13 protein-coding genes are annotated in these 9,165 nt (G+C 70.6%); 5 read left to right on the forward strand and 8 right to left on the reverse strand.

Annotated elements, in window-relative coordinates:
- Window positions 1–6: 6 nt before the first annotated feature.
- From ACWGIC_RS24160 to ACWGIC_RS24180, 5 genes are read right to left on the reverse strand one after another with little or no spacing between them, the layout of a single operon-like run.
- The gene (locus ACWGIC_RS24160; RefSeq protein ID WP_452078215.1) at window positions 7–1,167 is read right to left on the reverse strand and encodes an MFS transporter; all 1,161 of its coding nucleotides are present in this window, start codon (window positions 1,165–1,167) and stop codon (window positions 7–9) included.
- Between the two features lie 42 nt (window positions 1,168–1,209).
- Window positions 1,210–1,740, reverse strand: a complete 531-nt coding sequence (locus ACWGIC_RS24165; RefSeq protein ID WP_452078216.1) for a Chromate resistance protein ChrB — start codon at window positions 1,738–1,740, stop codon at window positions 1,210–1,212.
- Between the two features lie 26 nt (window positions 1,741–1,766).
- On the reverse strand, window positions 1,767–2,252 hold the full coding sequence (locus tag ACWGIC_RS24170; RefSeq protein ID WP_452078217.1) for a TetR/AcrR family transcriptional regulator: 486 nt from the start codon (window positions 2,250–2,252) through the stop codon (window positions 1,767–1,769).
- Window positions 2,253–2,278: 26 nt separating this feature from the next.
- A complete protein-coding gene (locus ACWGIC_RS24175) occupies window positions 2,279–2,473 on the reverse strand; it encodes a hypothetical protein (protein ID WP_452078218.1) in 195 nt (64 codons plus the stop codon).
- Window positions 2,474–2,513: 40 nt separating this feature from the next.
- Window positions 2,514–3,137: a class I SAM-dependent methyltransferase gene (locus ACWGIC_RS24180; RefSeq protein WP_452078219.1), complete on the reverse strand. Its 624-nt coding sequence runs from the start codon at window positions 3,135–3,137 to the stop codon at window positions 2,514–2,516.
- A 162-nt stretch (window positions 3,138–3,299) separates the two neighbouring features.
- Between ACWGIC_RS24180 and ACWGIC_RS24185 the strand changes: the two genes are divergently transcribed.
- The 3 genes from ACWGIC_RS24185 to ACWGIC_RS24195 all read left to right on the forward strand — a co-directional run bounded on the left by ACWGIC_RS24185 (window position 3,300) and on the right by ACWGIC_RS24195 (window position 5,067).
- Window positions 3,300–4,199: an RNA polymerase sigma-70 factor gene (locus ACWGIC_RS24185; protein ID WP_452078220.1), complete on the forward strand. Its 900-nt coding sequence runs from the start codon at window positions 3,300–3,302 to the stop codon at window positions 4,197–4,199.
- A 121-nt stretch (window positions 4,200–4,320) separates the two neighbouring features.
- Window positions 4,321–4,587 carry a GlsB/YeaQ/YmgE family stress response membrane protein gene (locus ACWGIC_RS24190; RefSeq protein WP_452078221.1) on the forward strand — a complete coding sequence of 89 codons (267 nt, stop codon included), beginning with the start codon at window positions 4,321–4,323 and terminating at the stop codon, window positions 4,585–4,587.
- A 198-nt stretch (window positions 4,588–4,785) separates the two neighbouring features.
- Complete coding sequence (locus tag ACWGIC_RS24195; RefSeq protein WP_452078222.1) at window positions 4,786–5,067, forward strand: DUF3040 domain-containing protein; 282 nt, start codon at window positions 4,786–4,788, stop codon at window positions 5,065–5,067.
- Between the two features lie 4 nt (window positions 5,068–5,071).
- Here the strand turns inward: ACWGIC_RS24195 and ACWGIC_RS24200 are convergent, their stop codons facing one another.
- From ACWGIC_RS24200 to ACWGIC_RS24210, 3 genes are all read right to left on the reverse strand, one after another.
- The gene (locus ACWGIC_RS24200; protein WP_452078223.1) at window positions 5,072–5,551 is read right to left on the reverse strand and encodes a hypothetical protein; all 480 of its coding nucleotides are present in this window, start codon (window positions 5,549–5,551) and stop codon (window positions 5,072–5,074) included.
- Between the two features lie 331 nt (window positions 5,552–5,882).
- The gene (locus ACWGIC_RS24205; protein WP_452078224.1) at window positions 5,883–6,839 is read right to left on the reverse strand and encodes a winged helix-turn-helix domain-containing protein; all 957 of its coding nucleotides are present in this window, start codon (window positions 6,837–6,839) and stop codon (window positions 5,883–5,885) included.
- 424 nt (window positions 6,840–7,263) lie between these two features.
- The gene (locus ACWGIC_RS24210; RefSeq protein WP_452078225.1) at window positions 7,264–7,887 is read right to left on the reverse strand and encodes a superoxide dismutase; all 624 of its coding nucleotides are present in this window, start codon (window positions 7,885–7,887) and stop codon (window positions 7,264–7,266) included.
- Between the two features lie 213 nt (window positions 7,888–8,100).
- Here ACWGIC_RS24210 and ACWGIC_RS24215 point away from each other — a divergent pair, with 213 nt between their 5' ends.
- Together ACWGIC_RS24215 and ACWGIC_RS24220 are read left to right on the forward strand one after the other, a co-directional pair.
- Window positions 8,101–8,478, forward strand: a complete 378-nt coding sequence (locus ACWGIC_RS24215; protein ID WP_452078226.1) for a hypothetical protein — start codon at window positions 8,101–8,103, stop codon at window positions 8,476–8,478.
- Window positions 8,479–8,535: 57 nt separating this feature from the next.
- The gene (locus ACWGIC_RS24220; protein ID WP_452078227.1) at window positions 8,536–9,111 is read left to right on the forward strand and encodes a DUF305 domain-containing protein; all 576 of its coding nucleotides are present in this window, start codon (window positions 8,536–8,538) and stop codon (window positions 9,109–9,111) included.
- Window positions 9,112–9,165: the final 54 nt, after the last annotated feature.

Raw genomic sequence — 9,165 nt, forward strand, 5'->3', positions numbered from 1 at the left:
ATTCCTTCAGGGTTCCCCGCACGGCTTTCCGGAGCCAGCGGAAGTCCTCGCCACCAGCGATCCCACTATCGCCAGCACCACCGCCAGCCCGCCGAACCCCGCGCCCAGCGTCGCCGCGGACGCGATCGCTCCGACCAGCAACGGCCCGCCCGCGTCTCCCAGCTCCCGGCCGACCTCGGCAGCCCCCATCGTCTGCCCAAGACGTTCCTGCGGCGCGGAACCAGCCAAATGCGCGAACCCGACTGGCGTCGCCACTCCGACCCCGGTTCCGATCGCCACCGCCGCGGCCACCACCCCTGCGACACCGGGCACGAACGCCCCCAGCGCCAGCCCGGCAGCGGTCAGCAGCAGCCCGCCAGCCATCCCCCGCCCGTCGGAAATCCGCCCAGCGTCCCGGAGCCGGCCGGCCCACGGCTGCACGAGCGCGGAACACAATGCCAGCACCGACACCACCGCACCGGTCGCCACCGTCCCCAGCCCGCTCGCCGCACCGGTCACCGGCAGGAATCCGATCCCGACCGCGAGCGCCGCGGTCGTTCCGGCCAGCACCGCGGTCGGCCGCAGGAAACCCGGCTCAGCGAGCCGGCGAGCGAGATCGAAAACCGTCTGCCGCTGGCGCGGCAACGGTTCCGGCGCGGGCACCACCATCGCGGCCCACCCGGCGACAACGAAAGCCAGCACCGCGAGAGTGCCGAACAGCAAGGAAAACCCGCCCAGCATGATCAGCACACCGCCGAGCAACGGGCCGAGCGTGTAGCCGACGCTCTTCCACGCGCCGTAACCGCCGAACGCCCGCCCTTGCCGTTTCGCCGGCGACAACCGCGCGACCAACGCACCGGCCGCGGGCGAGAACGCCGCCGCGGCCGCTCCCTGACCGAACCGCGCCAGCCCGACCGCAGCCGGATTTCCCGCGACGACAAAGGCCGCCGACGCGAGCGCGAACGCCAGCAACCCGCCGAGCAGCACCGGCCGCGGCCCGATCCGGTCGGCCAGCGACCCGAACACCGGCTTGAGCACGACCTCGGCCCCGTCGTAGACCGCGAGCAGCAATCCCAAGGTCAGCAACGAATCGCCGGGTGTGTACGCGCCGAGGCTGGCAGCGATGCTGTGCGCGCCGAAGGCGGTGACGAACCCGGCGGCGTACAGCGGACGCAACTCGGAACCCATGCGAAACCCTCACCTCTGCCGCGGACCGGAGACCCCGCCCATTCACATCTGGTGGAGGGCTTGGAAAACCTGCTCCGTGTAGTCCGCGAGCCGCTCCGCGCACTGCTTCAGCCGCTGCTCGGCCTCCCCCGCCGAAGGCGCGCCGAACACATCCCGCGCCTTCAGCTCCCGGTGCCAGCGCCGCAACCGCTCGAGGCTCTGTTCTTCCTCCTCCAGCTCCGCCATCGTGAACTTGCCGATCCGGATTTCCTTGTCGATCTCGGCGTCGAACTTCCCGCAGTCGGCGAGAAACTCCGTCCACTCCTCTTCCCGCTCGGCGGTGAACAGCTCGACCAGGCGCGAGCCGTCCCGTTCCGCGGCGGCGAGCGTGATGACCTCGCCCTCGCCGCGTTCGGCCAGCTCAGCGACCCGCGCGACCCCGGCGGCGAACCCGGGCACGTCCGGCACCGCCCAGGCGCCCTGCCCGAGCGACAACGCACCGACCCGCCGCAGCTCACGCCACACGGCGACCCGATGCCGCGACGGTCCGGACGGCACCCGCACCACCAGCACCAGCCACTTGCCTTCTGTCACGGCGCTGAACGTATCACGTGTTACATTCACTGAGGTAGCGTCGCCAGGAACGCCCCGACCGTCCGGTCCGTCAAGGCCCGGCGTTCCGCCAGCGGCAGCGAGAGACATTGCAGCGTCACGCCGTCGATCATCGCGAACACCTGCGCCGCCGCTTCCTCGGACAGCCCGGCGTTGACATACCACTGCCGCAGCTCGCGATCGAGGTTCGCGTTTTCCTTCTGCAGCACCGGATCCACGACGGCCGCCGCCGCGTACGCGAGCCAGACGCGGGCCCGCCGGGCGCGCGGTTCGTCCAGCGGCAGCCACAGCTCGACGAAACCGGCGATCGATTTCGGTTGCGCCGCTTCGATTTCCGCCAGGAACTGTTCTCCCGCGTACTCGAAACCGGCGCGCACGAGGTCGTTCTTCGTGCGGTAGTAGTACTGCACCTGGGCCGGGGAAACCCCCGCCGCAGCAGCGACCGTCCGCACGCTCAGCGCGCCGATTCCCTGCTCTGCCAATACGTTCAGCACAGCATCGAGCACATGGACGGCACGCTTCACCTCCGGGACGCCCCAGTGCTCGCCCGCCAGGCGACCGCGATCAGCTCGAGAATCCCGATCACTCCCACCACTACGCCGACCTGCCGCAGCCCGACCACCGGCGTCTCGACGTCGTGGAACACGAAGTACAGCACCGCGCCGACGACCACCATCAGCACGCCGACCGCGACGTGCCCCCATTTGCCGTTCATCCGAACCTCCTATACGAACGTACAATACGACCGTACAGGACTAAGCCGTCTTCCGCGCGGCCAGCCGTTCGACAATCCCGGCCTTGCTCCGCTCCGCCCGCTCCACCTCGAACCCCGCCGCCGCGAGCAACGGCAGCGGCCGGCGGGTCAGATAGTCCCCCAACCGCGGCACGGTCAGCTTCTCCAGCAGCCGCTGGCCGGCGAGCACGAACCGGCGGTGACTGCCGACGTGGTCCAGCAGCAGAAGCTGTCCGCCCGGCCGCAGCACGCGGTGCATCTCCGCGAGCGCGACGCGTTCGTCCGGGACGCCGCACAGGCCCAGCGTGCAGACGACCGTGTCGAACGTGCGGTCCGGGAACGGAAGGGACTGCGCGTCGGCCTCGGCGAGCGTCGCCTGGCGGCCGGTTTCGGCGGCCCTGCGACGGGCGAGGTCCAGCATCGACGGGCTGAGGTCGATCCCGGTCAGCCGCACGTCCGGCGGGTACCACGGCAGGTTCCGGCCGGTCCCGACGGCGACCTCCAGCACCTCCCCCTCGGCCTGCCCGCACACCCACGCGCGGCCGTCGGCGAGCAGCGCCCGCTCGAACCACGCGATGTCGCGGTCGTACCTCGGCGCGGCCTCGTCCCACGTCCGCCGCAGCCAGTCCGGTCCCCGCTCCGCCATCGTCGCGAACTCCTCTCCGCAGAGGTCCTCTCCGGTTACCCTCGCATCCCGTGGGGGGTTTCGACGCCGAACCGCGCTGAGAAAGCGCGGGACGCGAGTGTCACAAACTCCCGGCGGCCGGCGTCCTATGGGCGATCGACCTCAGAACACGAAGGAGCACCCATGACCGCCCCCGGCGAAGCGAGCCCGGACCGCGCCACCGAGATCTTCCTCGCCCACCGGAACCTGCTGTTCACCGTGGCGTACGAGATGCTCGGCTCGGCCGCCGACGCCGAGGACGTGCTGCAGGAAACCTGGCTGAAGTGGGCGGGCGTCGACCTCGGCGAGATCCGCGAGCACCGCGCCTACCTGGTCCGGATCACCACCCGCCAGGCGCTGACCCGGCTGCGCACGCTGGGCAGGCGCAAGGAGTCCTACGTCGGGACCTGGCTGCCCGAGCCGCTGCTCACCGCGCCGGACGTCGCCGAGGACGCCGAACTGGCCGACCACGTCTCGATGGCGATGCTGCTCGTGCTCGAAACGCTGCGGCCGACCGAGCGCGCGGTGTTCGTGCTGCGCGAGGTCTTCGACATGCCTTACGACGAGATCGCCGAAGCAGTCGGCAAAACCCCGGCCGCGGTGCGCCAGATCGGACACCGGGCGCGGTCGCACGTGTCCGCCCGCCGCCCGCGCGGCGACGTCACGCCCGCCGAAACCCGCGGTGCGCTCGACGCGTTCCGCAACGCCGTCGAAACCGGCGATCTGCAGGGACTGCTCGACATGCTCGCCCCGGACGTCGTTCTCCTCGGCGACGGCGGCGGCGTGAAGCAGGCGGTGCTGCGGCCGATCGTCGGCGCGGACAAGGTCGCCCGGCTGCTGGCCGCCAGCCACGCCCAGATCCGGGCGCAATCGCTGCACCCGACCCAGGTCAACGGCCACCCGGCGCTGGTGCTGCGGCTCGGCGGCGAGGTCGACACCGTGCTCACGCTGCGTCTCGACGAGGGCAAGATCACCGGCCTGTACGCGGTGCGGAATCCGGCGAAGCTGTCGCATATGGAGGAGGAAACGGCTCTCCGCCGCTGACGCTGGTGATGCTACGCACAGTAGCTCCGGCGCTGCCGCGCGCCACCCGGCCGGACCATGCCATCCTGGTCCGGCCAGGGGCGGCCCGCCGGGTCGCCGCCGTACCGAGGAGAGGACCGACGTGGGCGTTGTCGGCTGGATCGTGCTGGGCCTGATCGCCGGATTGATCGCGAAGGCCCTCATGCCGGGGAAGGACCCGGGCGGCTGCATCATCACCATCCTGCTCGGGATCGGAGGCGCGTTCGTGGGCGGCTGGATCGGCAAAATGCTGTTCCACACCCAGCTCGGGACGTTCTTCGACCTGCGCACGTGGGGGCTGGCGGTGCTCGGCGCGCTGGTCATCCTGACCGGCTACCGGCTCATCGTGGGCGGCCGCCGCCGCGACTGACCCGCAGGGCGGCCCGCTCGCCGGGCCGCCCTGCTTCGCGGATTCCGGAAGGATTCCGCGCCCTCGGCCGTCGCCCTTCGATCCGGTCGCGGGCTCTCCCCGCCACGGCGCCGAATCGGCCGCGAACCCGGATTCCGGCCGCGTTTCGTGGCAGAATCAGCGCGGAAGTCCCGGCCAGGTCGACGGGCGGAGCGGACGATGGCGCTGCGCGACCACGAACAACATCAGCTGGACGAGATCGAACGCCGCCTCGCCCGCGAGAACCCGCGTCTCGCCCGCCGGTTCGAGAAGTTCCGGCCGATGCCGGCGATCACCTTCGCCGCGGCCGCGCTCGGCGTGCTCAGCGTGTTCCTCACCGGGCTGGTCGCGCTGGTGGTCGGGTTCGGCATGGGCTCCGCCCCGCCGATCGCGGTGGGCGCGGTGCTCACCACGGCGGTCCCGCTCGCGATCATCTGGTTCTACCGCTGCCACTGGCGGTAGCTGCTCAGGCGGGAACCCGCTCTCGCGCGAAACGGCGGTACAGCGCGAATCCCGCGATCGCGGTGACCGTTTCCCAGGCGATCGTCGTGATCACCGACACCGACAGCACGTCGATCCGGTCCGGGGACGACGCCCGGAGCTGCCCCCGCGCGTCGACGCGGACGCGGGTCAGGCCGCGCGCCGCCGGATCGGAACGCAGCGGGATGTCCGCCTCCTCGGTGCCGCCGTCCGGGGCGGTCCACGTGACGCGCCGGGTGTCGGGCATCGCGGCGCCCTCGGTCCCGCGCAGCGCACCGGGAGCCGGCTCGACCGCGGCGACGACGGACCGGCCGGGCGCGCGGTCGATCGCCGCCGCGCCCTGCCGGTGGATCCACAGTCCCAGCCAGACCCCGGCCAGCGCCGAGACCGCGACGGCCGCGGCCAGTGCCGGGAGGAGGAACACGCGCCCGCGCACCGCGGACGCGCGGAAACCACCAGAAGCCATGCCCCGAGAATGCCGCGAAAACCGGGAAAGCGGCAGGGTTCGCGGACAAATGTGCCCAAGTCGCAGGAAAAGGCGCCCGCCGCGGGCAAGCGGTACCGAACAGCTGCCCGATTTCACCCGTTATTTTCACTCATTCGTGGGTAACGCCACACAGAGGCAACCCGGACGCCCCGTCCCGCTCGAGAACGTCTCCAGCAGGTTAGCCGCCGCGAGCCGCACTCCATTTCGGACCGGCCGGACCTGGGCCGCACCCCGCGCCGCACCGCGTCGTTTATTGTCGCCGTCTTCCGCCAGTACGTGGAATTCTCCCGGAACGCACTATTATTTCGGATCACCCGCCGGACGCGCTCAGCAACGCCTGCCCGGTGGCCGTCACCGCGTGCCGGACGGTGTTCCCGTCCTGCTGGGTCTCCACCAGCCCAGCCCGGCGCAGGACCCCCGCGTGCTTGCTCGCCGCGCCCGGGGTCACGCCGATCTCCCCGGCCAGTTCGGCGGTGGACAGCGGGACCGCCAGCGCGTGCAGCGCGCGGGCCCTGGTCTCGCCGAGCAGATCCGGCAGCGGGTCCCCGGCGGCCTCGCCCGCGAGAAGCGCGCGCTCCGCGAGCCGGCCCCAGACCACGGGCAGCTCTGGTCCGGCCGCCGGATCCGGTTCCTCCACCCGGAAATAGGCCGGGATCACGAGCAGACCGCCGAAGCAGACACCGCGGTCCGCGGGAGGTTCGCCGGAGAACTCCGCGCCCGCCCAGCGGATCGGCGCGGCGTCGTCGCGTTCGGTGCGGGCAGCCGGCACGAACGAAGCCTGGTGCGCCGTGCCGTAGGACGTGAGCGCCGATCCGAGCCGGGCGCGCGCCCCGTCGGCCAGCTCGCCGACCCACGACGGCGCGGCCCCGTGCACGAAGAACGTCTGAAGGTCCGGGCGCAGCCGGGTTTTCGGGACGTGCACGACACCGTCCCCGGCGACCGGGCCGATCTCCCGCCGCCGGTCCGCCTGTCTCAGCACCCCCGCGTGCCGGACCGTCGACGCGCCGCGGCCGGACTGCCCGCCCGGCGGCAGCGCCTTCGCGGCCCGGTTGCGGAACTCCAGCGCAGCGACCGGACGGGGTTGCGCGAGCAACCCCTCCCGGCGAAGCTGCTTGCGGGCACGCGCGGACCAGACCCTCGGCCCGCCCGCCGGACGGCGGCTCTGCAGCGCGGTGAGGCTCAGCACCAGTTCCCAGAGCGGATCGGGACCGGTGCGCCTCCTCGTCCGGCCGAAATCGTCGTCGGTGAAATGAATGCGCAACGCCATGTGCTCCCCCTGCCCCCCGACATGGTTGCGCTTCCAGGGTGCCGCGCCGATCCGCCGCTGTCCAGCCGCATTTCCCGTTCGGGGAAGGAACCCACCGAATGCCAGCGAATCTCGCTGAATCAGGTGTCCCCTCGACTGGCTGTTAGCAGCCGAAACCGCTAAGGCGAGACAAATCGTCTCGTCTTAGCGGTTCCGCATTCGCCGGACGCGCGCCGTACCCGCCCCGGATGCCGCCGGATCCGGACCGCACGGCGGGCTTCCCCGGATAGCGGCCGCCCGCCGGAGTGCCGATGGACCAGCAGTTCCCGACATTTGCCGCAGCGATTTCCCCCACCCGGCCGACTATTCCCGCCGGGAATGCGAAAACGGGGCCCGGCCCGCGTGGGCCAGACCCCGTTTCCGGTGCTTCAGTGCGCTGCGGGCCTCAGCCGAGCAGGAGGCCGTTGCCGCCGGCGACGGCGTTGTCGAAGCGCTTGCCGATCTCGGCCCAGTTGAAGATGTTCCACAGGGCGTTGACGTAGTCCGGCTTCACGTTCTTGTAGTCCAGGTAGAACGCGTGCTCCCACACGTCGACCAGCAGGATCGGCGTGGTCGGCAGGATCAGGTTGTTGTGGTGGTCGCGCAGCTGCTGGGTGATCAGCGTCTTGCCGATCGGGTCCCACGACAGCGCACCCCACCCGTTGCCCTGGATCGTGGTCGACACCGCGGTGAACTGGGCCTTGAACTTGTCGAACGAGCCGAACGCCTCGTCGATCGCCGCGGCCAGCTCGCCGGTCGGCTTGTCCCCGCCCTCCGGCGACAGGATCTTCCACCACACCACGTGGTTGGCGTGCCCGGCCAGGTTGAACGCCAGCGTCGTCTCCAGGCCCACGATCGAACCGAAATCGCCCGCCTCCCGCGCGGCGGCGAGCTTGTCCAGCGTGTCGTTCGCGCCCTTCACATAGGTCGCGTGGTGCTTGCTGTGGTGCAGCTCGTTGATCTCACCGGAGATGTGCGGCGCGAGAGCACCGTAGTCGTAATCGAGTTCGGGCAGCTCGTACCGGGCCATGGGCCCTCCTTCTGTCTTCGACATCAAGTGTTGCCCCCTCGAACCTAGTAGCACACCCGTGCCCCGGGCGAGCGGGGGCGGCCTCGGCGCCACGGGATGGAACCTGGTTGAGTGAATGTTCAACTTCCAGTACTGGACACCTCCTCGCGGCCACTCAGCGTGACCGTTTCGTCCCGCGCACCTGTTTCCCGGCCGCCCGGTACGGTTGACCCCATGGCGACGTCCCGGCTCGGCAGCGCGCAGCGGATCCTGCTGCTGTTCGCGCTGGCGCTCGGTGTCGCCGTGATGCACCACGTGCCTTCTCCTGGCTCCGGGCATGCCATGACGAGCCAGATGTCCGTCGTCGAAGCACACCACGCCGCCGCTCCCGCCGCGGATTCCGGCATGCCCGCCGGCGAGCACTCGATGCTGCACCTCTGCCTGGCGGTCCTGTATGCGGCCGGCGCCCTCGTCCTCGGCCTGCTGGCCCTTCGCCGCTACACCTCGGTCAAGCTGGTTTTCGACGGCACCCGAGGCTCCCCCATCGCCGACCGTCCGCCCGACAGACGCGGCCGGACCGTCCTGACTTCTCTCTGCGTGTTGCGCACCTGACCGGTGCTGTTGTTCCGGTCGTTTTTCGCAATTTTCCTTTTGAGAGAAGGTTTTTTCGTGCGCAAAATCTTTTTCAGCGGTGCCGTGCTGGCCGCGTCGCTCCTGCTCGGCGCGTGCAGCAGCCCCGATTCCTCCGCTCCTGCACCGGCCGCTCAGTCCGGGCACAACGCCGCCGACGTCACGTTCGCGCAGCAGATGATCCCGCACCACCAGCAGGCGCTGGAGATGGCGAAAATGGTGCCGTCGCGCAGCAGCGACCCGAAGGTCGTCGACCTGGCCGGCCGGATCGGCCGGGCGCAGGACCCGGAAATCCAGCAGATGCAAGGGTGGCTCAAGTCCTGGGGAGCCGAGGCCACGAGCCACTCCATGCCCGGCGGCCACGAAATGTCCGGCGGCCACGAGATGACCGGCATGATGTCCGACGCCGACATGAAAAGCCTGGACGCCGCCAAGGGCGCGGAGTTCGACCGGGCGTGGCTGGGCATGATGATCAAGCACCATCAGGGCGCGGTCGAGATGGCGAAGACGGAACTGGCCCAGGGTGCTGATGCCGGGGCGAAGGCGCTCGCGCAACGGATCATCGACGCGCAGCAGGCGGAGATCGCCGAGATGCGGGGGCTGGTGAAGGGCTGATTCCGAAGTCCGTGAGGGGAACCCTGAGGGACTCTGATTCCCTCAGGGTTCCCC

Source organism: Amycolatopsis sp. NPDC054798 (assembly GCF_053611505.1).